Genomic DNA, 22,647 nt, shown 5'->3' with positions numbered 1-22,647 from the left:
GGTGGTCCGGCGCACCATGAGATCAGGCCCGTCGCGAGGTTTCCTGTCGTGCAGGCTGCCCGAACCTGTGCCGTCATGGTGATTTTTCGATAGTTGCTAGTCCAAGTTTGATGCGGGACGCGCTCAAGCGGAACAGGGCAGAGTGACTAAACCACAGTGCATTTTGCTCTTTTCAAAGCTGATCCGTTTGCGCTCGGCCATCTCAAGAAAGGGACCGCGAACCGACTCCAACGCGCACCGCGTTTGCCATGGTCTTTTTTTGGCGTTGCCGCCAGTATGAACCGATGTGTTAACTCGTTTGATCGTTCCGGACTTCACGAAGATTGATCTTACGCACGGTCACCTCGATCACGCCTGTTCGCTGGGCCTTGCTGCCGGCGGTTTTTGCAGTCGGTTCTCGAGCAACGGCAACAAGGGTGCGGCGTGAGCAGCGCGATGATGCCTACGGTATGGCAAGCCACCAGCAATGAGTTTGGTCAAGGGAGGCGATCATCGCAGTCGACCGCTGCGTTTCGTGCCGTCATAGAAGCCGGGAGGCTCCCTGCGAACCCAATTAACGAATTTTTGTATCGCGGGTTCTTCCAATAGTGCATCCACAGTATGTGGTTGCGAGCTCTGCTTCTAAAAGGGGCGCTAAAAGGGGCGCTATAGTGGGTTCGAAAGATACTAATGCGTTGGCAGCGTGCGCAATTTCGGCGCGCCGAAATACAAAGCCCGCCCCTTGTTGCTCTCAGCCGTTCGGCTGCCCAGGGATCTCGATCGTTTGGCTATGCTCGTAAACTCAGCGGGTCCGCGAAGTCACTGCTACGTTCAAAAAGCTGCTCGATTTGGTCAAGGTCGAGGCTCCCCTCTTCTTCAACGACCTGTCGTAGCTCGCGCTTTTCGGTGAGGGCCTTCTTGGACAGGTAGGCAGCATTGTTGTAGCCGACCACCATCGCTAACGGCGTCGCAAGGACAAGTGATTGGTCAAGAAGTGTTTTGCAACGGTCAACGTCGACTTCGATCCCATCGACGCAACGCTGCTTGAACACTTCCATTCCCCGCGACAGCATTCGCATCGACTGGAGGATGTTTAGAACGATAACGGGCTCCATCGCATTCAACTGCAACTGGCCCGCACTTGCGGCGAGGGTTACAGTCAGATCATTGCCGATCACCTGAAAGCCGATCTGGTTCATCATCTCCGGTATAACGGGATTGACTTTTCCGGGCATGATTGAGGAGCCAGCCTGCACCGGTGGCAATCTAAGCTCGCCGAAACCTCCGCGCGGCCCGCTGCTTAGAAGCCGCAGGTCGTTACAGATTTTAGTAAGTTTGACGGCGATACGTTTCAGTACGCTGGAGAATGACACGAAGCCACCGGTGTCGGAGGTCGCTTCGATCAGATTTCGAGCGGGAGCGACTTGAATACCCGAAATTTCCGTAAGGTGCATAATCGCGATAGCAGCGAAGCCACGTGGTACATTGATGGACGTACCGATCGCTGATCCACCAAGATTGACTTCCCTCAGGAGCTTTGCGGCGGATTGGACCTGTGTGATATCCTCGTCAATCAGGTCCGCCATTGCGCCGAACTCTTGCCCGGCGGTCATTGGAACAGCGTCTTGCAACTGGGTTCTGCCAACTTTCAACGCCTGCGCGTACTCGTCTGCCTTCATTCGAAACGAGTCACGTAGCCCTACCTGGGAAGAAATAAGGCTTTCGGACACGCGGAGAATGGTCAGCCGAAGAGCCGTCGGATAGACGTCGTTGGTCGATTGCGAGAGGTTGACGTCGTCGTTCGGGTGGAGCTTTGTATAGTCGCCGATCCTAGCGCCGAGCTTTAGTAGCGCCAGGTTTGTGATGACTTCGTTGACGTTCATGTTTGTGGAGGTGCCGGCACCGCCCTGCATCATGTCGACCGGGAAATTCTCGTCCAGGCCGTTCAGTGCGATGAGGTCGTCACAGGCTAGTAATATCGCCTGAGCCTTCTCTTTCGGAAGTAGTCCGAGCTCAGCGTTCGCAAGCGCAGCAGCCTTCTTGACCATCGCCATAGATTGAACGAGTTCTGGGAAATCCCTGAGGCGGTGACCAGAGACGTCGAAATTTAGTTCTGCACGCCGCGTGTGAACACCGTAAAGTGCGTTCGCAGGTATCGCGAGAGATCCGATCAGATCAGTCTCAATGCGTTCATCTTTCATTGGTTTCACTCCGAAATGCCGACGATTGATCGCGCGTGAGACCACCGAGTTGACTTCGCGCTCGCGCTGGGTTCATTCGTCTCGGCCATTTTTCCGAGAAGGCTGCCGTAGAATGGGGTGAGGATCAGAATTTCGTCCATGGCGATGGATTTACTCCGGCAAGGCTCGTCACTATGCAGCCTCCACTCGCGACCGATGAGCGGGCGTTGTGTATGGCGACGAACTCGGATGGGAATGCGTAAGCTGTCTCGATGTGCCCAGCGCCAGGCCCAGTTATCATGACGGTGCCTAGATGCTCGGTGTTCAGAGATACCGCATTCGTCGCCCTTTCCCCGTCGCGAGTGGGTGGTCAAATGGAAGCTGTTTGGCCAGTGCGCGGTTGACGCCACCAAAATCTACGGGAGCGATATTGTAGACCGTCATGGGATTCTCCGGTGAAGTTGATGCGCGAAGTATGAGGCGCGGATCAGTCGGCCGGAACGGTACAAACGGCCCAATCTACGACGCATATTGCTCATTCTGCCACTAAAGCTTGTCGCGTTTAATTGGTCTCATATCCGGCAGCCTTGAAGTAGTTACGGCACATCAACGGCTCTTGGCAGCCGCCGAAGGTCGCGGTGGCATCGCTCTAGTTTGAACGCTCTGGATATGCGGTCAGGGCTCGGCGGATAGCCGAACTCTGACCGCTTTTTCTTGATGCTATTTTGCCATTTCGGGCTGATCACGGAATGTTTCTGATTTGTGCGTTTAGGATCGCATAATGTATCAATTGGATCGTTGGCTAGTCTGGTGGGCTTCACGGGCCGCCATCTTTGACATCGAAGCTCGGGATACGACTAGACCGTTCGGATCAGGTATGCTGTTGCTAAATAGCCCGGCCGTCTTCTGCGAAGACATGCAACTGTTCGCGGAGGAGAATAAGCCCAATTCGCTCTCCAATCTTGCCCATCTCTGCTGCAGTTCCTCCCGCAATGACCTGGCCGGCGTCGGTGGCAACTGTCACCGTTGCGGTGTCTCCGGTTCGAGCAATCGCAACAACTGTACCGGCCAGTTCGACGCCCGAACTATTTAGGTCGGTTAGCAGAACATGCTCTGGCCGAATGCCGACGGCATGGGGCGCCGGGGTGGCGGCGTCGATCGGAAATCGGGAAGATACCGTTATGTCTTCCACTCCGGCGATCGATAAAGAAAATGTGTTGCCCGTATTGCCAAGCGTCGTTACTGGCAGAAAGTTCATTTGCGGGTAGCCGATCAGGCCGGCAACCGCGCGATTGTCGGGACGTTTATACAGGTCCTCCGGCCTTCCCGTTTGCAGGACACGCCCATTCAGCAGCACACAGATCCGATCCGCCAGGCGCATGGCTTCCGCCTGGTCGTGGGTGCTGATCACCATCGTCGGACCAAGTTCGCGATGGAGTTCGGCTATTTCCAACCACAACGACGAAATATCACCCTTGAGAGGCATGCTGTCGAACAGAAGAAGCCTTGGGTCACTGACGAGTGCGCGGGCAAGAACGACACGCGCGCGCTGCGCGTCCGACAAGCTCGCTGGCGTCTGTCCCATGACGCCTTCCAGGTCGAGCAATACTACGATCTCGTCGGCAAGTGCCCGTGCGCCGTACGTCCGTTTGAATTCGAATGCCGACGCAATGTTCTCACCAACGCTCAGGTGAGATTGAAGCGACGCGCTGTCGAGAACAGAAGCCACGCGACGCCTGCCCGCTGGGATGTGTGTGACATCTGTGCCGTCCAGTATGACCGAGCCGGCATCGACGGGCTCAAGTCCGGCTATCATGCGCAAGACGATCGACGTGCCCGAACCTTTTGGCCCGAGCAATGCGCAAATTTCACCGCTTTCGACCGACAGGTTGAGGTCGTCGACGACAGCGACATTCGAAACCCGTCTCGTGACGCCCTGAAGAACAATGCGCCCGTCGATCGACAAGCGGGACTGCAGCCAGGTGCTCTTGTTCCGCTGCAGCCTCTCTTCGGCCTGAAGCTTGGCGCTGGAAAGGTAGTCCGCAAGATTGGAGCCTTCCGGAACGATCGTCTCGGCCATGGCAGTGCAGGCCATGCAGTTTTCAATGTGCGCGATCCTGTCGGCCGCCAAAACACCGTCCTGAAGAAACAGCTGGATCTCGGTAGATTTCAGACAGTCCGGGTCAGCGGCCGCCGTGTCGGTCGCTTCCTGCAGATACTGCGCGAGAAGCACCTCGACATCGACACCGAGCGCCCGAGCAAATTCCTGCGCCGCTAGAAAAAACTCGGATTGCGGATCATCATTTGAATTGGCCGCCATCTCGCCACGCTTCCTTTTTCATCATGCTCATGATCGCGCGCTGCATTGCGATGCGGGGAAGCAAGGCTCCGGCTTTGCGCCGGTCTTCGGGATGGTCGTAGGCTTCGCAAACGAGCTCGCGCATCATTCGCGTAAAGAATGGCATAGAGATCTCCCGTTGGCGTGCGCGCGTTGAGATCCTGTATTGGTCGAGATGAACCTCCAGCATTTCCTTCAGCTGCATTCCGGCCGTCATCAGTTTCCCGTGTTGGTATTCTATCGGGAGGTGCAAGATCGCGGCATCGTGGTCATTTTTGGCATTGATCCCATACGTCCGCTCATGTTCGCGAGCCGCTCGACAGGCTGTTGTAAATGCAACGTAACGTTCGGGGCTGATGCCAAAAAGATAGGGAATGATCAGCGCATGAACATTCTCAGGATCAACAAAGTAGTCAGAATGCAACCCGCCAGCGAAAGCGATGTTGTGAACGCTCACCCTGTCCTGTTGGTTTCTTATCTCGCATATGGGACAGTCCGAAAGCGGGACGACAACATTGTGAACGACGTCGGCAGGGCCGTCAAAACCGACACGCCCTGCATCGCCGACCAGATCGCAGAAGACCCGGCCGACAACCGGCATTTTTCTGGCTCGGTTCGCGGCCCTAGCCCAAGGGACTGCTTCGTCCTTCCCGCCGTGCATGTTCGTGAGATGAAGATGATGCCCACGAAAGCCTGGCGCTCCCCAATCGAAGTCGCGCCGCACAGCGCTTCCAAGAAACATCATCCGATCGAACTTCTTCGCAGGGAAACGCTGGAGAAGCGACGTCACAAGTACGGTGCCAAAGCTGTGCGCAATAATGTATGAGCTGATCGACTTTCGCCCCTCCTCGACAATCGTAGCATTCACGCGTTCGACAGTCTGCCGCAGACCTCTTCCGAGAGCCAAGCGTATGGGGCCCTGCATTTGCAGGTAGCCGTTATATCCATCGTATTTCAAAGCCACATAGCTTGAAACATGCGGTTCGAACACGGAGGCTAGCTTATCCTGCCAAGGCCCCGCATTGATACCGTGGATCGTGAATAGTGTGACCGATGGCGACATGCGTCCACTCAATCATGTTACTATTTACTTAAATAAGTTTATATCGTGGGTTGCACGAGTCAAGGTGGTCGAGGGATGTGGCTAAACTGGACGGAATCTCGAGGAATTCATGGCTTTGGAACGTGTCCCTTCTCGATCAAATGAAATTGGCTTATTCAAATAGACAGCGGCATGTGCGGTTCGATTCCGTTCAAGGCGAGGGATCACCCGTCGCGGTCGATCGCGCTAGAAATCGACGGTGCGCGCGACGAGGATATTCTTATAGGCAGCCACGCGATCGGCGGCGGGTGGGTAGATCCAGACCGTGTTTATCTCCTTCTTGAACTCTACGGCCTGCAGGACGGCTATCTCCAAATTCGCGTGCGGCAAGGTGTCCCTAGGGCTCTGATAGGTCGCGAACTGGCAAGCGTAAGCGTTGATCAGCTCAACCTAGGTCGGGTGTTCGCAGCCTGGCCGATGATACCGGCAGCTATCGGATCGTATCTTGCATTTCGCGCCGTCGCAACGGTTTGGGTAATCGTTCGACGCCGCGATCTCTTCTGGCATCCTTGGCGGCCATAGTGGGGGTCAACAGACCTTGCGGGTCGACGTCTTCCCGGCGCGTGCTCCTGATGTAGTGTGCTAAACGGGAGGTGGTCTCATAGGAGGCATGATTTCGGTAAGGGCCAAATTTGAAGTATTGTCTGCTGCGCGGAGTGGTTGGACGGAACCCGATTCTGCCAGCCGCGCGCGCAATCGCTTTTCCATTTGCCCACACTTCCACGAGCCCGTTGTGGTCAGGAAGAAAGCGCACGTGATACACCATCGTGGTCCATGTTCCGAAAACCTCGGGGAGAGGATGAAAGGTCGTAATGGATATATCGTCGATCGTGCAATCCACTGCCTTGCTGAATCCTCTGATCGGGTCGTAGCGTATCGAGTCTGAAGCGTGTCCTATCGATAAGACGGTCGATTTTTCCGGGACGGACGACGGTGGCGCAAGCACGTCGTGTTCACCGCCATGTCCAATCTCATCTGATGACGATGCTTCGGTCGCTACGAGAATACGGCATTGAGCATCAGCTGGATTTCGGCCAGGTCGATCATTGTCCTGCTCAATGGTGATCGTAAACGTGCGATTGGTAAAACGCTGAGCCAGCACAGGACTGGCATCCAGTGGACCGCTTGTTTGTTTCCACTGACCAATCACCGTTCGGTCCGCTCCCGGGACGACACTGTCATCCACATACATGTCGAAGCGGTACCAAATATCTGTTCCCAACGGCAGCCAAACGCTGTCCTCTTCCCAGAGTTCAGCCCGCTCGTTCCGGCCGTCAGGCTCGTAATTGCCGTCGGCATCACGGCAACCGGAATGGGTTGCTGCCGGAGCAAAGGCTTGAATGCCGACTCTCGGCCTCACCGTCGCAGTCATAGCTGTTCTTGCCTCACCAGGGACTTTCCCGAAAGAGAAACTATTTTCGTCCCGATGGCAGACAAACCAGATTGATGACGGTTCCAGTTGGGAAAAGTCGTCCGAGAGTGTTTTGATGCATGACGAACAAACAGATGAAATGCCGAGCATTGAGAGCGAAAGAATGAAATACTTGACCATATCGTCAGGACCCAAGTCACGTTTTCTGTTGACGCAATAAGCGATCTTTCGAACCGTCCGCCTGATAATTTCGCTTTCTATAATGGAGGTTCATATAAGTATTCAGCAAGGGTTATTTTGGTCAGACCCATATTGTCGTACGCCAACGATATCGATGCTATATAATGGCCGGCTATGATTGAGAGTGTATCGTAGAATATAACTGTAAGCCGTCGCTGCCAAACGGAGTGAACGATCCTTCGTGTGATTTCCAGGGCGGAGGAAACAACGCGGCTATCTCCTTTTCTGGTCTATTTTCCGCAATACATATCCTTATAGAAAAGGTGTTCAGTTTCACTGAACCGTTCACCCGAATTGTCGAAGCAGAAACGCTTGGGCAGGATCCTGAACAGATACCGCTTCCCGCATGCCGCCGGGATATCCACCGAATACAATCGAGCGACGTTGGAGGGCAGGGGATCTGTCCATTTTTTATGCCCGACGAAGGAAACGTCTTTGAGGAGCGTCGCAGATCCAGAGCGGCCGACGCCTCCTGCTTCTGCGACAAAGTCCTTTCCTTTCCCCTCGTCGATCGTTGGGTATTCGTGCTGAGTCGGTGGTCCGCGGACCAAAGGCACGTCGGTCGTCTCGAATGCCACGTTGAAACGTACGTCGTCGCGGGCCGGTACGTAGCCGTAGCCGTTCAGGTACTTCCATGAAAGGCGCAAGATCATTCGCGCACCACTCGCAGCGGCGGGTTGGGAGTGGACATCGGCCGAAAAGTCCACCGGCACGAAGGTATCCCCGCCGCCGCCGGGGGGCGGGCACTGCGTGAACAGCGGCTTGTATCCACATTCTGCTTCTCCGAGGCCCCATGCGCATTGGCTAAGGCGCAACCAGTCTTCTTCATTGAGTGTGCGGACGCCTCTCCACAGATTGCCACCATGTTCGGGTACCATCCAGGGGCTGATCCGGCCCGCTCCAGAGGCGGAGGCCCATTCGGTCCTGTGGTTCTGCACGAGCCCGAGAGCTATCTTCTGCGCGAAGAGGGCCGCGTTCTGCATCACCGTCGCGCTCGTGATGACAGGCGTCTTCCCAGTGGCGTCGGCGGCAAAGCGGCGCCCCGACTCCAGCGTCGTAAGGCTGTGGCAGTCCGAGCACGGATGGCCGTCTATCAAGAAGGACTTGGCGCCAAGCAGCGTGCCGGCATGGGCGGCCGCGTATCCTGAACCAATCACGCGAAACGGCAGCTCCTGCCTCGAAACGCGGCCAGGAAGGAAGTTACCCATGCCGAACACGGCCCGCCGATCGTGCCTGCTCTCGAAATAGCCGACCCTCGCCTGTTGCATGTGCGGATCGATGACGGTGGGTTTCTTGTTGTCATGACAGACTACGCAATCGACCTTCGCACTGCCGTCGTATAGTTCTTCAGCAGCTCGCCGCCCGCCAACGTCGCCGTACGACGTCCCTCCGGGTGGGGGGAAGCGGTCCCTCCAGTTGAACACGGAGCGGTCCTTCCGGCCGTCGAGGAATGCGATTTCACCCGTGACATCGTTGAACCCGATCGCGCTGTAGCGGGAGAACCGTGGATCCGTCTCCGTCCAGTAGGAATCCGCCTCGATTTCCAGGCTCTCGGACGATTTCCGGCAGAGGAACAGCCACTGCACATGGTTGCGCGTGATCCGCCCGACCCGCGAGTTCATTGCACAGAAAGTCACGTCCCCGGCGAGCGAAGGCTTGTCACAGCGGTCGACGACAGTCGTCCACTTCACTAGTCGTCCTTCGACGTCACGGTGCACAAATTCGAGCGGAGCGCCTGCCTTGGAGAGGTTCGGTTCCAGCCTTACAGCGTTTCCGTCAACCTCGACACCGACCGATCTGGAGTTCGGCCCCGTGCAGACGCCGTCCGGTATGGGGCCGAACACCGATCTGGCCTCGTCGCCGAATTTGGTCACCGGATCGGTGCTCGCCGTCGCCGGGGCCCACAACACGTCGCCGTTCCACCGAAGAAGAAGGTCGTACGACGACACGGTCTGCGCAACGACTGTTGCGGCTTTTGCGTCAGGAGCTGAGAAGCGGCCTGCTTCCTGGATCGGCCTAGCGCGCAGTTCTCGAAGAGCGTCGATCTCCCAGGCAACCAGCAGAAAGACAGCCACCGCAATCGCCGCGGCAAGATGGACGAGGCGCCTCACGTTTCCTTCCCTCATTTGCGGCCTTCACAGATGATCAACGTGCGCTGGCCTGAATCCCGGACTGGGAGGGGGCGACCTTGAGGATAACGAACTTCATCAAATCGCCGTCCTTCTTGATCGTCGCGTATAGCCTGGCCGTGTAGTCAAGTTGCGCCGCGCTGACCCCGATCGTCTCAATGGTCACCTGGATCGTCAAGGCAACCTCGAAGGTACCGTCGTCTCTCTTCCCAATCAGGATGCTGCTAAGCACTCGAGTGGCGCTGGAGTTCGTGGCGGCAAGGTTCGCGAACATTGTTTGGAATTGCTTGGCCAGCGACCCTGCCGAAACGGCAAGCACGGCATTCACATTGCCCGGGTCGCAGTGGAAGTACTGTCCCGTGTCAACAAACAAAGCGGCCAGCCCGTTGAAATCGCGGTTGTCCATCGTCCACGCATACTGGGAGAGCAGGTCTATCACGTCGCGCCGCTCCTCCGGCGTGGGCGCGACCAATGACCCGCCGCGGTAATCCCTCCAAGGCATCTGACTTGCCCCGGGGCATTCGTTGGCCGCGAATGCAGGCGAGGCCGCAAGTAACGAGAGAAGGGCTACAGCCCCGTAAAACTTACATTCTTTCACATTGACCCCTCCTGTGCTGCCGTCGAGGGGTCCGGGCCGTTCACTACGCCATTCCATACCATGCACTACGAACGGACCGCACCAATCGCTCTCGCAGCACTGCAAGTATACGCGGCCACACCATGTGGACGCGCCTAGAATAAACTCAAATTGTTGAATGGCATTGGTTAGGAGAGTAGCTTGAACTTAAGAAATGCGCAAGTTGAGTTACTCCTCTATTTCAACTGGGTGGGCCCGCGATGAACGACGTCACCACATGGCTGGCCGAGATCGGGTTGCCGCATTTGGCGGACAAATTCGTCGACGCACAAATCGACTTTGACACGCTTGCGCTGCTTTCTGATCAGGATTTGCGCGAACTCGGCGTCCCCTTGGGGCCCCGCCGCAAGCTGCTTGCAGCGATCGCTGCGCTCGGCAATTCTGCGCGGCAGTCCGGGGGGTATCGGACTCCAGTCGAACGGCGGCAGCTGACGATCCTGGTGGGCGATATGGTCGGCTCGACCGAGTATGCCTCCAGGCTCGACCCTGAGGACTTCAGCCAGCTCACACAGACATTCCTTTCGCGTTGCAGCGGGCTTGCAAGGTCGCACGGGGGGTTCGTTGCCAACTATGTCGGTGACGCGCTGCAGGTCCTGTTCGGCTTCCCTGCGGCGGAGGAGAACGATGCCGAGCGCGCGATACAGTTGGCGCTCGACATCGTGACAACCGTGCCACAGATGGAGACGCCGGACGGTTCGCGACTGAGCGTGAGGATAGGGGTTGCAAGCGGTCTGGTCGTCGTCGGCGATATTGAGGGTGCGCCTGCCGGGATTTCAACGGTGGCGTTCGGGCATGTCCCGAATCTCGCGCACCGCCTTCAGGCGATTGCCGAACCGAACGGCATCTATGTCGATGAGAACACCTACCAAACAACGGCTGGCGCCGTGGAGTACGCCGATGTCGGCGGGAAAACCCTGAAGGGCTTTAGTGGTCCCATTCACATCCGGCGCGCCCTCAAGCCGATTGCGAGGCAATACCGCTTTGCGGGGGGACTCCGAGCGACGCCGCTGGTGGGGAGAAAGAGTGAGTTGCAGGCAGTCGGGACCCTTTGGGACGCCGTGCGAGCTGACGGCAACGGGCGGATCGCATTTATAAGCGGAGAGCCGGGGATCGGTAAATCGCGCCTGCTCTATGAGGTTGGCAGAAGCTTTCCCGGATCGAAGGCGCTCGTTGCGCAGTGCGGCCCTGCCTTCACCAACAGCGCGCTTTTTCCGTTCTTGAGACTGCTGAAGCAGGAGGTTGGCATTACAGAGGACACGCCGATGCCATCTGAGAGGCTGCGGTCCGCTCTGTCGGCTAGTACCGTCCCCTTGTCGATCTCGTACCCGATCTTCACACGGCTTCTGGCGGTTGAACCGGATTACGAGCCGTCTAGGCTTGCCGCGTCCGAACAGGAGACCGCGATCAGCCAAGTGTTTTTGGACTGGCTTCGGCAATTGGCGAGCGCCGGCCCCTTGATGCTCTTTGTGGAAGATGAACAATGGATCGATCCTTCCTCCGGCAAGTTCCTCCAGACGCTCGCCTACGGCGTTGAGCAGTTTCCGGTGTTCCTGCTGGTGACCTCGCGAGAAAGCCGGACGAGGGCCGAGTTCGACAAAGTAGTCACTGTGCACCTTGCTCTAGAGCGGTTCTCCCGGGAGGAGGCTGGCGAGTTCGTCCAGCATGTCGTGGAAGGGGACCATCTGTCTTCCGGCGTCATCTCGACGCTTCTCAGCAAAGCCGAAGGGGTTCCCCTCTATCTGGAGGAACTCGCCCGGTCGGCCCTTATGCTTGCTGCCCATTCGTCCGAACCGTCCGAGACGAAGTCGGAGAGCGACGTAGCCGTCCCCATCTCGCTCCAGTCCGCGCTCATGTCTCGTCTGGATAAGCTCGGCGCGGTCAAGGCAGTCGCGCAGACTGCGGCTGTGATCGGCCGGGAATTCGACCTGAAGACGCTCGCTCATGTTGTCGGTCTCTCGAGCGAGGTGTTGCGGCCGCAGATTGAACGCCTTGTCGCGGTAGGGCTCGTCGCACCGCAGCCCTTCGGCAACTGGCCCCGTTACTCCTTCTCTCACAGCTTGTTACAGGAGGCCGCCCAGGGGGCCTTGCTCCGGGATCGGCGGCGGGAGCTTCATGCCCTTGTCGCCGAGGCGATCGAGGTAGTCCAACCGAGGACGGTCGTGGAACATCCCGAGATCCTCGCCCAGCATTACCATGCGGCAACGCAGTTTGAGCGCGCTGCCGAATACTGGCTTAGGGCGGGTAGGAAGCTTGGGGCGACGTGGGCGAAGGTCGAGGCTGCGAACATGTTCTCGAAGGGGATCGAATGTGTCGGAAAAATGCCGCCGTCGAGGGTACGCGACTGCAAGGAACTGACCCTCGAACTCGAAAGGGGCGACGTCCTTTACGCTGCATACGGATACATGACCGGGGACGGCAGCGACGCGTACCGGAACGTTATGCGACTGAGCGAGGCTACAGGGGATTCGGAGGCGGCTATCCGGGCACTGGATGGCCTGTTTGGAACTTCGTTCAACTCCGCCCGGTTCTCTGACGCGGAATGGGCGAGCAACCAGCTCAAGGAGATTGGCCGTAGGGATACCAATATCAAGGCCCTTGTACTCGGGCTGCAGTTCGGGGGAATGTGCGCTTTCGCACGCGGCAGGTTTCCACAGGCGCGAGAGGTGTTGCTGGAGGCTCTCGAGTACCGCGAACATGCCCATGAGGTCGGAAGTGACTTTCCAAGCATGTCGATGCTCTATCTCTCGTGGACGCTGCAAATACTTGGGGAGGCCGACGCGGCCATGGAATTGTTCCAAGCGGCTGAAATGGAGACCCGCGGACAAGCTGACTACCGGCTCGCTGCGTATCTGGGAAACGGTTGCATACTGATGTCTCTTCGCCAGGACGTTGCGACGCTCGCGCGGCTGGTGGACGAACTCGTGCCACTCGCGACACGCAACGGGTTCCAGCTTTGGCTCAACTTCGCTTCGTTTTTTTCCGGGTGGGTCAAGGCCGCAAGCAGCCAGGACGCTTCCGGCCTCGCACAGATGAAGCACATTTGCGACAACATGGGTGATCAGGAGGTCGATAAGACATGCTATCTGGGCGTACTTACAGATAGCTATCTTCGAATGGGACGGATTGGCGAGGCAGCGGCTGCGCTTGACCAGGGATTGGATCTCGCAGGACGTACCGGCGAGCACTACTACATGCCTGAGCTGCTTCGTTTAAGAGGAGAATTGCTGAGGCAAACGGGTCGGACCGCGGACGCCAAGAGATTGTTTGAGGAGGCGATTTCTTTCGCAAGCGATCAGGGGGCCAAGGCATGGGAGGCGAGAGCCAAGCAGTCACTTGATTTGCTTTCGTCTGACCCGCCAAGATAGAAGACGCAGAATTGGGGTACGGTGTGCCCGTACCGCCGCTGACTGACCACTTGCCAATTGGCAGCGCCTCGTGGGTCCTGGCGACGATGATGTGGCGGCGCGCTGCGCAATCTTTCCGTCGGGTGTGAGCGGTGCCATTTCCCCAATCGACGCGCCCTTGGGCGAATGCGTTGGATGGCTCGTCATGGGCACGACGACCGTTTGGTCTCGCGGGTTTCCTACTGCACCACCCGATTGTTTCTTTCTAGTGGCAGGTGCCGCGCGCGCAGAGGCCGCAGTTGAAAAGTCGGCGCTCAAGGCGCGCGCCCCCGTCGATCTTGACGAGTGCGTGGGTTTTTGTCTTGTGGTTGCGCACCAGACGGCGCTCCGGGTCGACGACCGTGCCGTAGTCGATCTGGCCACTCATGAAGAGGTCGTCGACGAAGGCCTTCGCCGCCGCAGTTCCGCTCTGGGGTGCGATTGGCTCGGCATTGAAGCCGGCGGACGTCACGTCAAATTCGCGCGGCTCGGCCGCGGCCTCCACGAAGAGCACGCCGTCGATGCCATACTGGGATGCCGGTAGCCCGACCATCGGTAGGGGCACTCGCTCGGCCATAGCCGATTTCGCAGGGGCGGTGAGCGATTTGACCTTAGCCATCATTGGCAGCGAGGACGCGGATTGCAGGGAAAGGATGCTTCTTCCCACGAACACGCCCCTGGCGATCGACGAATAGGTCGGGTCTGCCTGAGCCGCGATCACCATACCTGCAGCGACTTGGGCGTAGCAGTTGGTGACAACTGGTGACGACCACTTCAAACCTTGAACGAGAAATCCGGCGAGGTCGTCGGCAACGGCAAGAAACTCTGTCTCGGTTGGTGCCCCCGGATTGGCCGCCTTCGCAGCGAGCGAAACCCCGAGAATCTCGAAGAAGGCGCCCGTGAATATACGCGAGAAGGAGTGCGGCTTCGACGAAAGCTGCGACAGGGGCGCTGCACTCGGGAGCGTCATAGGGTCCTGATAATTGAACGAGTTGACCGCACTGCGCAGGCAGTCCGCCTCAGCCAGGCCTGGATCCTGCGCGCGGAGAGCGCTTCCGAGCTGCTCCGCGAGCCTTGAGAGACGCGACGTCGTGTACAGGTTTCCGTCACTGACGGCGAGGACAGCGGTCCGCAGCGATGGAATCTGGATGGCCGACATCAAGGCGCTGATGTCGCCGAAGGACTCATGAAAGGCCGCGATCTCCGTGCTGGCGACGCCCCATAGCTCGGGCATGAAAGCGTCAAGCACAGCGTGGCCTACCTCGTGACAGCTTACGTCGGGGCTTTCGCAGGTGAAGACCGTTCCAGTCACACCCGGACCGTGGAAGAAGTTCAACCCAGTACGATTGTAGTTGGCGTCTAGCTCGAATCCATTGTCGAGCACGACGTTGAGGCTCGGTCCCCCTTGCCATTGCGTCAGCGGTACCCGTTGCGCCCAATAATCGGCGCCTCGCCTCAACGCGGCCGCGGTCGCCCAGTAACGGAACTCGTACGTTCCGTGTGCGTATACGGCAGGCGGCGGCCCCCCCGTTGGGAACGAGAACGCAAGGGGAAGCTTGGAAAGATCCGGTGTTGGTACCGTCAGACCTACAGCCGTTTCAGGATCGTCCTCCCACGAGCCCACCGTTCCGGTGGGCGCGGGGGAAGATACATTCGTGTTTGTGGCCTTGGTTTTCGCGGTGGCGGTTGCCGGCGTCGTCGGAGCTCTTTTGGATTTCCTGAGCGCTTGAGACATGCGGATGCCCTTTCCCAAACGTTGCACGTGATTGAACGATAACTAGTTCGGCGAAGTAGAAGCGGTGTGAGGCACTTCTTGCGCCTTCACAGCAGCGCGCACCAAAGCGTCGTGTGCCCTGAAGGTCAGGCACTCTCTTGCTGATCCATTGCTCCAAGCCCTCCAATCGCTAATTTGGACGACAACGGTCCCGCTGTCCGGGTAGACGTGGACGAACTGGCCGTCCCGACCGATCGCAGTGAAGTCCGAGTGTCCGCGTCGTCGCCACCAGAAGTATCGGTACTCCAAAGGGCACCCGATGTTCTGATAGCGGTTCTCGAGGTCGATCGCGTCGTCGTCGACTGTGTTTGTTCTGGTTGCTATATCGAACCATGCCTCCGGAACAATTTGACTACGGCCCACTCTTCCTTTGTTCAGAACGAACACGCCAAATCGTGCGAGATCGCCGGCTTCGGCTTTGAAGCAGCATGGTCCGATCGCAGTTCCGTCCCCGTCAACGCCCCACGACGCGTCGCCTTGTGCGCCTATGGCGGACCAGATGCCTTTCGCGAGGAAATCAGTGAGGGAGGATGGGGCCACCATGCGCTCCGCAACGAGGGCGACGACCGCCGCATCCAGAGCCGAGTAGTTGAAGCTCTCGTCGCCGTCCTCATTTCGCGCTCGATAGCGCCTCGCGAAGTCCCGAACGTTCATCTTGAGGTTTCGCACATCTAGACTGAACTGGTTCGCATCGGAGAACAGCCCGTGCCAGCCCAACTCATTCCAACGGACTCCGGAGCGCATGCGTAAAACGTCTTGCAATGGCACGTTTGCGTACGCGCTTGGGGGAGGAACGTGCATTCGCTCCACAAACCTACCTACAGGCATCTTCAAGATCCGCCTGAAATCGTCGCGCGTTCTTGCCCCGTAGCGAGTGGCGATCGCATGTCCGATCAAGGTTGAGGTAATCGCCTTTGTTACCGAAGCGATGCCGTAGCGTCGGGTCGGCTCATTGATCGCCCCCCTTTCGGGGCAGAAGCCATCGTCGCGATTGAAGTATTCCAGGAGGAGGCTGCCTTTCTGCACCACTAGCAAAGCGCACACGCGTGCGTACTGCACAAACGTGTTTAGATCACATCGTTTAGATGGCGTGACGTCGCACTCGAATGAGACCTGTTTGATTTCCGCTCCGCGCGCAAAGGAGGAAGCTGACATTGGACGATGTATTTTGTCGTTCTCAGTGGCTGCTGCAGATCGAGTGCCGCTTACAAGGATAGCGCATAGGAGTAAGGCTGCTGACAGCGCAAGCGAACATGCGCGGCGCGAAGTAAGTCCTCTCATCTGGGCGACACCCTCACCGAATCGACCTCAAGTACGTCCGTGCTGGGCATGTAGTCCCGGTAGTGTCCGATCTTGAATTTCGTCTTGATCTTCGTGCCCGGCTTCGGCACGTAGCCAATCTTCCCGGATACCCGCACGATGAACCGACCGTCCTGATAGACTTCAATGAAGTCGCGCTTCTCTCTTCCTGCTTTGATGAGATAGCGCATCTCCGTCCACCCAGATGAAGGCGCGTCCAGCCACGGGTTCTTTCCATAACGGGCGACGAGCGCACTGGTACACGCATGACCCTCATTCTTCTTAGGGTAGGTCACCTTGCATTTGGACAGTGCTCCTTTCTCCCATTTGAAAGTTTGATTGGGAGCCTTGGCGGATGCGATCAGACACCTGCAGTTTTCATCCTGAACAGTGACATAGAGCACGCCGCCGTCATAACGCTGGGCGAGAAACGGACTGGGGCTCCAGCCGACGCCATATGATGGGAGCGGCTCCTGTTTCCACTGAGCCGTAATCCAGCGCGTCCTGATGGTGGTATCGGGCTTCGAAATGCGGAAAGTAATCACATACTCATGTGCGTCCGCACTGTCATGTTCCAGATTTTTTACGAGACGCAATTCCTGGCGTTGAATGGCCGGGGTGCCGGATTTGAGGATGGTGTAATCCGATAACCCCTCGATGAAGGACGGCCCGAGGTCATCCGGGAAATCTTCGTCGTGTTGAAAGGTTGACCCGCTTATTGCGGTCTTGGCGCCACTGGTTGCAGCATTACACTTAATTTGCTCGCTTTTTTCGCATTCATTGTCCGCTATCGACGGATCAACCGTAATCTGTGCGTGCTTGTCGCCAACCTCTTGGGGGTCAGAACCGAAGGTCACCGGCCGGTTTTGGTCAATCTGGCAACCACACCAACTCTTACCGACACTGCCAGCGGCAAAGTCTTCCGAAAAATCGGTTGCGTATGAAACCGAAAACGTGGCTCCGAATAACGCTGATAAAACAATCAACCGCATCTGTGTCCCCAATGCCAGTTGAAATTTTCCATGAGCATGCGTTAAAACACGCAACTTGTCGAGGCGGGAATTCCCGGCATGCAACTACATTTTGTGCTGCTCCGCACTGAGGAAGGCCATGGGTCTCGAACATCTGGGAGAAATAGCGCTCCGAATAGGAGAGGTTCTGACGGGAAAAGGCGATGATCTTCTCGGAGCGAAGGTCCTCGATGTCGATCTCGCTTCGAACCGCAAGTGCGCTCGTCTTTTCGACCGCCAGCAGATAGCGCTCGTGCGCGATCGAAAAGAAGCGCAAGGACCCGATGTTTTCGACCGGACGGATGAAGCCGAGATTTATCTGGCCGTTCTCCAGTCCGCGAATGATGTCGCTGGTCGAGCCGCGCGTCACATGAAGCACCACATCGGGAAACTTACGGCCGATACGCGATAGAAACGCTGGCAACACCCCTATTGTCGCTGGATAGACGGTTCCGATCTTTCCTCCGGCCAGGCGCTTCGGCATGCTCGATAGACTGCTTGGTTGGCGAGAGAAACCCGGGCTTTCTCGAACCGGGCTTTTCAGAATAGAATCTCAAGCGGAACTCGAGGGGAAGTCCATGCTGGTTGAGTACGACGATCTGGATGGTTTCGGATTGGCGGAACTGGTGAAGGCCGGGGGCGTGTCAGCTCTTGAGCTGGTAGAGACAGCAATCGCAAGGATCGAAACTCGAAATCCGGCTCTCAACGCCGTTGTTCTCACCTTGCTCGAACAGGCCCGGAGCGCAGCATCCACTGTGGATGTCAGTGCGCCTTTCGCAGGCGTTCCATTTCTGATGAAAGACCTTCTGTCCGCGGTAGAGGGTGTGCCCACATCTCATGGCAACCGCCATTGGGCGAAGCTTGCCGCCGGCGGCGATTCCGAAATCGTGAAGCGCTGGAAGAAGGCAGGGTTGATCATCCTCGGCAAGACCAACACCCCTGAGTTCGGGCTGACGCCTTATACAGAATCCGAAACCTTCGGCCCGGCTCGGAACCCATGGGACCTCGAGCGCACGCCGGGCGGCTCCAGCGGCGGTTCAGGAGCGGCAGTCGCAGCTCGCATCGTGCCGCTCGCCTCTGGGGGTGACGGTGGCGGCTCGATCCGGATCCCGGCATCGGCCTGTGGGGTGTTTGGGATGAAACCAACGCGCGGCCGCACCCCGTCTGGCCCCTATATCGGAGAGCCTTGGGCGGGTTTTGCCGTCGAGCATGTACTGACCCGGTCGGTGCGCGACTCGGCCGCTTTGCTCGACTATGTGCAGGGACCCGACGTGGGTGCGCCGCACTATCTGTCGCCCTCCTCGGGCTCATTCCTCGATGCCGTCAGAGGGCCGCCCCGAAAACTACGTATCGCGGTTTCCTCAGCGCCGATGCTCGGTGGTAAAGTCGAACCGGAGGTCCTTGCCGCATTTGCTGACGCGACGAAGCTGCTCTCCGAACTTGGTCACGAGATCGTCGAGGTAGCACCCCAAGTCGATGCGGAGGCATTCTCACTATCATTTCTCACCGTGCTTGCCGCGGAACTGCGCGTGGAGATGGAGGACGCGGCCAAAGCGGCCGGTGTCCCGATCAGGGTCGAGGACTTCGACGCTTCCACGATTGGCATGGGCCTGCTGGGACAGGCTTTCTCCGCAAGCGATCTTGCAAAGGCCCTGCGCTACCTCAAGCTGGCAGCGCGCGGCGTCAGTTCCTTCTTCGAGACCCATGACGCACTCATGACGCCAGTGCTTTCACGCTTGCCCCCGCCGATCGGGACGCTCCAGCCTTCCCGTCATGAGAAGACGATCATCCGTGCGATCGGCCGCGCCAAGGCCGGTTGGTTGCTTCGAAAGCTTGGGATTGCCGAACGACTTGCCGCAGACACGTTCGCCTTCATGCCTTGGACGCCGGTGTTCAACGTGACCGGACAGCCTGCAATGTCGGTCCCGCTTTTCTGGACGGACGGCGGTTTGCCGATCGGCACGCATTTCGTCGGCCGCTTCGGCGATGAGGCGACATTGTTCCAACTCGCTGGCGAGCTTGAACGGGCGCGACCCTGGTCTGACCGAAAACCGCCTCTTTGCAGGTGAAGGAGGACACGACCGCTCGACGGAGATCGGAGGCGCGTAAAATCGCATGATGTATCGTCTGGAGCACTTCTGCCAACAGCAAGTGCGGCCAAGAGGCTAGATATCGTTTTTCCAAGGAATTTCTCTGTTGCCCAAACAGTTGAACGCTGCCTTTTAGCGACACGCGGCGCCGTAGCGCACAGAGCGACTATGCGAGGCGTTGCAATCAATCGAATTCGATGACGAAACTGTGGGTGGAATCCGTTGATGGCATATCCGCCCAAGTCTCCAGCCGCACCGACTTCATGTCGTGCTTTCCTTCAATACCCACGAAGTACATGCCGACGTCATCGCCTGGGTTGTCTTCGTTCGGTGAACCTTCCAGCCACTTTGTGAATGTCAGTGCCTCACCGGTGACCCAACGCCAGCCGGCCCTGGGTTCGCGACCGCCTTCATCTTGGACCAACCCGATCCAGGGGCCGAATTTGTGAGAATACCCATCGTTGAAGTTGATGAAGAAAAAGCGATCTTCCTTGCTGATCAGCGAAGTTATGAAATCATTCTCCTCCTTCGAACCGATTGTGGCGAGGTGACCACCACAGCGCTTCGCGGCCGTATTCGCCGAGTTCCATGTTCCCCATTGCGCCTGTATCACCAGGTACATGTGGCCCCTGAACGAGCCGTAGACCTTGTCCTGCCACGGGTCGCAGTCAATGGCCTTCCAGACGCGCTGATCGGTTTCTAGGCCGACAAAATCCTTCGGTAGATACCGCCGCGCTTTGGGCGAAGAATAAAGACCGTCAGCAGCACTGACCACATTGATGCCAAGCGACTTGGCGGTCGATTCACCAAAATAGCCCGTTTCCGTAAGTCCAGCGGATTTCTGGTAGTCGTTTATGGCCCTTCGGGTCTGCGCACCGAACACTCCGTCGGCACTTCCCGTGTCATAGCCCTTCGCGGCAAGGGCCAGCTGGATCTCGGTTCGCTTGGCTTTGTCAGGGACAAGTTCGTTCTCGCGTTCCTGCGGCGTTGACGAGGACGGGGAAGAAGCCGCGTCAGGTTCCATCACCGCCAGCATTTGTCGGGCGACATCGGCGCTTTCGCCATCGCGATGTTTTGCGAGAAAGAACGCCCAGATACGTGCAGTGTTCACCCGCAGTGCTTTCTGAAAGTCTGCCTCGGCCGCTACAGTTTTCGGATCTGTCACCGGGGCGGCAACGGGTGCCTGCTCCGATTGTTGCAAGGCGGGCCCGAAGTAAAATTCGAGCGAGAGCGAAGACAGGATCTGCGGCGATTGCTTGCCGGCGGTTGCCTCTCTCACATCGCGGATGACCCGCTTGAAGGCTGTCCCAATCTCAAGGCCTGGGCTCGCCAGGTGGCTGACGAGCGCCTGAGTGAATGGCGAATTCTCGCCGCGTCCGTCAGATGCGATTTGCCCGGGTGCCGCTGCAAAGGCGACCAAGGTGCCGGCACTTTCCGTCTCAATCGGGGCCAGTCCCCGCGTCGCAAGGCTTCGGGTTGCACCTTCGATTTCTTCGTTGAGGCGGTTGGCAAGCGGATTGTTGCGGCAGGCGTCCAGAAAGACGAGCGCGATCTTTGCCTTCGTCTCGATCGCGCGCACCACATCGGCAAGCGCGAGGGTCTCGGCATGAACGTCGAACTCGTTGGCAAGCTTGGCGTTGGTGGCGACCAGGTAGTTTTCGCCGCGAAGCTGCATGCCGTGTCCGGCATAGTAAAAAAGTGCTACGTCGTTGGCAGCTATTCTGCGCGAAAAGCGCGCGACCGCTTCGGCCAACCGGCTGCGGTCCGCGTCGATAACAATGTCAGCATCAAATCCTTGGGAGGAGAGGAACGCGCCGAACGACCTCGCGTCGCGCGACGCGTTCGGAAGCGACCCGGCGGCTTCGTATGTCGAGTTTCCAATGACGAGCGCCAGGCGTCGACCGCTTTCGGCCGCAAACGCATCAGTGGACGCGATCAGAGTGAGTGCAAGCAAGGATAACCATGGAAACCACATTCGCATCGTGCTCGCCTCTCCCTAAGGCCGTCACAGAATCGAACGTTTGATATTTGAATATTCCCCGCAACCGACGGACTGGGTATTCGTTTCAATTGGCTGCTACCCGATATTGCATATTAGCAATTGATGTTGTTTGGGCAAGCACCCGCATGCGGCTCGCCAAAAGGATCGCATTGACGACCTATCAGGCCTCATTCAACTAAGTTGCAGACAATATTCTTGTGAAAAACCGTTCCTTGGGGCACAATTTATAAACGCAACTGAAACTGCGGCGCTCTCTGAATTCCGGCCATCAAGCGCCGCGGAATAGTTCGCGCGGGAGAGGCTGCGTCATGGGCCAGGGGTTCTTCCTTCTGTTTGCTGCGGGGGCCGTAGTTACCGCCCTTACAGTCGTCCTGGCACGGAACCCTGTTCATAGCGCATTGGCGCTGATGGCGTGTTTCCTGCAGATCTCGGCAATCTTTGTCCTGCTTGAAGCACCACTGCTGGCAGTCGTTCAGATCTTCGTCTATGTCGGCGCCATCATGGTCCTCTTCCTGTTCGTGATCATGATGATCGACGTGCGCGAAGCGGTACTGCAGCGTTTTGTGCCCGGGCGAAATCTGCCCGCACTGACCCTTCTCGTCCTGCTTGGGGTCGAGATGCTTGCGCTTGTGCTCTGGAGCGGCCGTTTTTCGGCGGTTGAGCCCGCCGCGTCGCGCGCCGGTGACCAGGTGAGGCAGCTGAGCACGGTCCTTTTCGCTGATTATCTCCTGCCGTTCGAAGTCGCCTCGATCATCCTTCTGGCGGCACTCGTTGGTGCCATTGTGCTCGCCCGGAAGGAGACCGGGTGATGGTTCCGCTCTGGTGGTACATTTCGCTCGCCGTGATCCTCTTCGTGATCGGAGCCGCGGGTGTGCTGCTGAGGCGCAACATCCTGGTCGTGCTGATGTCGCTGGAGCTTATGCTCAACTCGGTCAACATCAATTTCATCGCCTTTGGACGGTACTACGGTGACTTTCGCGGGCAGATCGTCGCGATCTTCGTCATCGCCATCACCGCGGCGGAAGTTGCCGTCGCCCTCGGCATTCTGGTCGCCCTCGTGAGGAACAAGCCCACCCTCAAGATCGACGACGTGACGACGATGAAAGGATAGC

15 protein-coding genes and 2 pseudogenes are annotated in these 22,647 nt (G+C 57.9%); 4 read left to right on the top strand and 13 right to left on the bottom strand.

Annotation, left to right across the window (positions count from 1 at the left end):
- Positions 1–767: 767 nt before the first annotated feature.
- The 8 genes and pseudogenes from ASD01_RS32310 to ASD01_RS32290 all read right to left on the bottom strand — a co-directional run bounded on the left by ASD01_RS32310 (position 768) and on the right by ASD01_RS32290 (position 9,779).
- The gene (locus tag ASD01_RS32310) at positions 768–2,180 is read right to left on the bottom strand and encodes an aspartate ammonia-lyase (RefSeq protein WP_029742890.1); all 1,413 of its coding nucleotides are present in this window, start codon (positions 2,178–2,180) and stop codon (positions 768–770) included.
- Between the two features lie 124 nt (positions 2,181–2,304).
- Positions 2,305–2,546 (bottom strand): annotated as a pseudogene (locus ASD01_RS35875) (hypothetical protein); the annotation flags it as partial.
- A 499-nt stretch (positions 2,547–3,045) separates the two neighbouring features.
- Positions 3,046–4,479, bottom strand: coding sequence for an ABC transporter ATP-binding protein (locus ASD01_RS32305; protein ID WP_060644879.1), 1,434 nt, complete (start codon positions 4,477–4,479; stop codon positions 3,046–3,048).
- The gene (locus ASD01_RS32300; RefSeq protein ID WP_029742892.1) at positions 4,460–5,560 is read right to left on the bottom strand and encodes an alpha/beta fold hydrolase; all 1,101 of its coding nucleotides are present in this window, start codon (positions 5,558–5,560) and stop codon (positions 4,460–4,462) included. Before ASD01_RS32300 ends, ASD01_RS32305 begins: the two co-directional genes overlap by 20 nt.
- A 225-nt stretch (positions 5,561–5,785) precedes the next feature.
- Positions 5,786–5,914 (bottom strand): hypothetical protein, encoded by a 129-nt coding sequence (locus ASD01_RS37320; RefSeq protein WP_257785213.1) that lies wholly within the window; start codon positions 5,912–5,914, stop codon positions 5,786–5,788.
- 115 nt (positions 5,915–6,029) lie between these two features.
- A complete protein-coding gene (locus ASD01_RS35090; protein ID WP_244495320.1) occupies positions 6,030–7,166 on the bottom strand; it encodes a heparin lyase I family protein in 1,137 nt (378 codons plus the stop codon).
- A 275-nt stretch (positions 7,167–7,441) separates the two neighbouring features.
- Positions 7,442–9,322, bottom strand: a complete 1,881-nt coding sequence (locus tag ASD01_RS32295) for a hypothetical protein (protein ID WP_060644993.1) — start codon at positions 9,320–9,322, stop codon at positions 7,442–7,444.
- A 34-nt stretch (positions 9,323–9,356) separates the two neighbouring features.
- Positions 9,357–9,779, bottom strand: a complete 423-nt coding sequence (locus ASD01_RS32290; RefSeq protein ID WP_234798847.1) for a hypothetical protein — start codon at positions 9,777–9,779, stop codon at positions 9,357–9,359.
- Positions 9,780–10,177: 398 nt separating this feature from the next.
- On the opposite strand from ASD01_RS32290, the gene ASD01_RS32285 reads away from it, so the two are divergent.
- Positions 10,178–13,342, top strand: coding sequence for an AAA family ATPase (locus ASD01_RS32285; RefSeq protein WP_034796799.1), 3,165 nt, complete (start codon positions 10,178–10,180; stop codon positions 13,340–13,342).
- A gap of 244 nt (positions 13,343–13,586) precedes the next feature.
- Here ASD01_RS32285 and ASD01_RS32280 read toward each other — a convergent pair whose 3' ends face one another.
- The 4 genes and pseudogenes from ASD01_RS32280 to ASD01_RS37070 all read right to left on the bottom strand — a co-directional run.
- The gene (locus ASD01_RS32280; protein ID WP_060644878.1) at positions 13,587–15,095 is read right to left on the bottom strand and encodes a gluzincin family metallopeptidase; all 1,509 of its coding nucleotides are present in this window, start codon (positions 15,093–15,095) and stop codon (positions 13,587–13,589) included.
- Positions 15,096–15,137: 42 nt separating this feature from the next.
- Entirely contained in the window at positions 15,138–16,289 is a 1,152-nt protein-coding gene (locus ASD01_RS32275; RefSeq protein ID WP_029742531.1) for a serine hydrolase domain-containing protein, read from the bottom strand.
- A 122-nt stretch (positions 16,290–16,411) separates the two neighbouring features.
- Complete coding sequence (locus tag ASD01_RS32270; RefSeq protein ID WP_029742533.1) at positions 16,412–17,425, bottom strand: heparin lyase I family protein; 1,014 nt, start codon at positions 17,423–17,425, stop codon at positions 16,412–16,414.
- A 112-nt stretch (positions 17,426–17,537) separates the two neighbouring features.
- Positions 17,538–17,903: pseudogene (locus ASD01_RS37070) on the bottom strand (LysR family substrate-binding domain-containing protein); the annotation flags it as partial.
- 118 nt (positions 17,904–18,021) lie between these two features.
- On the opposite strand from ASD01_RS37070, the gene ASD01_RS32260 reads away from it, so the two are divergent.
- Positions 18,022–19,512, top strand: a complete 1,491-nt coding sequence (locus tag ASD01_RS32260; RefSeq protein ID WP_060644876.1) for an amidase — start codon at positions 18,022–18,024, stop codon at positions 19,510–19,512.
- 205 nt (positions 19,513–19,717) lie between these two features.
- Here the strand turns inward: ASD01_RS32260 and ASD01_RS32255 are convergent, their stop codons facing one another.
- A complete protein-coding gene (locus ASD01_RS32255) occupies positions 19,718–21,514 on the bottom strand; it encodes a caspase family protein (protein ID WP_082584716.1) in 1,797 nt (598 codons plus the stop codon).
- A 329-nt stretch (positions 21,515–21,843) separates the two neighbouring features.
- On the opposite strand from ASD01_RS32255, the gene ASD01_RS32250 reads away from it, so the two are divergent.
- Together ASD01_RS32250 and nuoK are read left to right on the top strand one after the other, a co-directional pair.
- Positions 21,844–22,344: an NADH-quinone oxidoreductase subunit J family protein gene (locus ASD01_RS32250; protein WP_029742539.1), complete on the top strand. Its 501-nt coding sequence runs from the start codon at positions 21,844–21,846 to the stop codon at positions 22,342–22,344.
- Complete coding sequence (nuoK, locus tag ASD01_RS32245) at positions 22,344–22,646, top strand: NADH-quinone oxidoreductase subunit NuoK (protein WP_029742540.1); 303 nt, start codon at positions 22,344–22,346, stop codon at positions 22,644–22,646. The genes ASD01_RS32250 and nuoK overlap by 1 nt, the downstream gene beginning before the upstream one ends.
- The last annotated feature ends 1 nt before the right edge of the window (position 22,647 follow it).

Origin of the sequence: Ensifer sp. Root423 (assembly GCF_001426275.1) — a bacterium.
Lineage (GTDB): Bacteria > Pseudomonadota > Alphaproteobacteria > Rhizobiales > Rhizobiaceae > Ensifer > Ensifer adhaerens.
This window is presented reverse-complemented; position numbering and strand designations above follow the sequence as displayed.

Excerpts from the sequence above, each read along its gene's own strand:
- ASD01_RS32310 (WP_029742890.1), bottom strand. The coding sequence starts at position 2,180 with ATGAAAGATGAACGCATTGAGACTGATCTGATCGGATCTCTCGCGATA.
- ASD01_RS32305 (WP_060644879.1), bottom strand. The coding sequence starts at position 4,479 with ATGGCGGCCAATTCAAATGATGATCCGCAATCCGAGTTTTTTCTAGCG.
- ASD01_RS32300 (WP_029742892.1), bottom strand. The coding sequence starts at position 5,560 with ATGTCGCCATCGGTCACACTATTCACGATCCACGGTATCAATGCGGGG.
- ASD01_RS32285 (WP_034796799.1), top strand. The coding sequence starts at position 10,178 with ATGAACGACGTCACCACATGGCTGGCCGAGATCGGGTTGCCGCATTTG.
- ASD01_RS32280 (WP_060644878.1), bottom strand. The coding sequence starts at position 15,095 with ATGTCTCAAGCGCTCAGGAAATCCAAAAGAGCTCCGACGACGCCGGCA.
- ASD01_RS32275 (WP_029742531.1), bottom strand. The coding sequence starts at position 16,289 with ATGTCAGCTTCCTCCTTTGCGCGCGGAGCGGAAATCAAACAGGTCTCA.
- ASD01_RS32270 (WP_029742533.1), bottom strand. The coding sequence starts at position 17,425 with ATGCGGTTGATTGTTTTATCAGCGTTATTCGGAGCCACGTTTTCGGTT.
- ASD01_RS32260 (WP_060644876.1), top strand. The coding sequence starts at position 18,022 with ATGCTGGTTGAGTACGACGATCTGGATGGTTTCGGATTGGCGGAACTG.
- ASD01_RS32255 (WP_082584716.1), bottom strand. The coding sequence starts at position 21,514 with ATGCGAATGTGGTTTCCATGGTTATCCTTGCTTGCACTCACTCTGATC.
- ASD01_RS32250 (WP_029742539.1), top strand. The coding sequence starts at position 21,844 with ATGGGCCAGGGGTTCTTCCTTCTGTTTGCTGCGGGGGCCGTAGTTACC.
- nuoK (WP_029742540.1), top strand. The coding sequence starts at position 22,344 with ATGGTTCCGCTCTGGTGGTACATTTCGCTCGCCGTGATCCTCTTCGTG.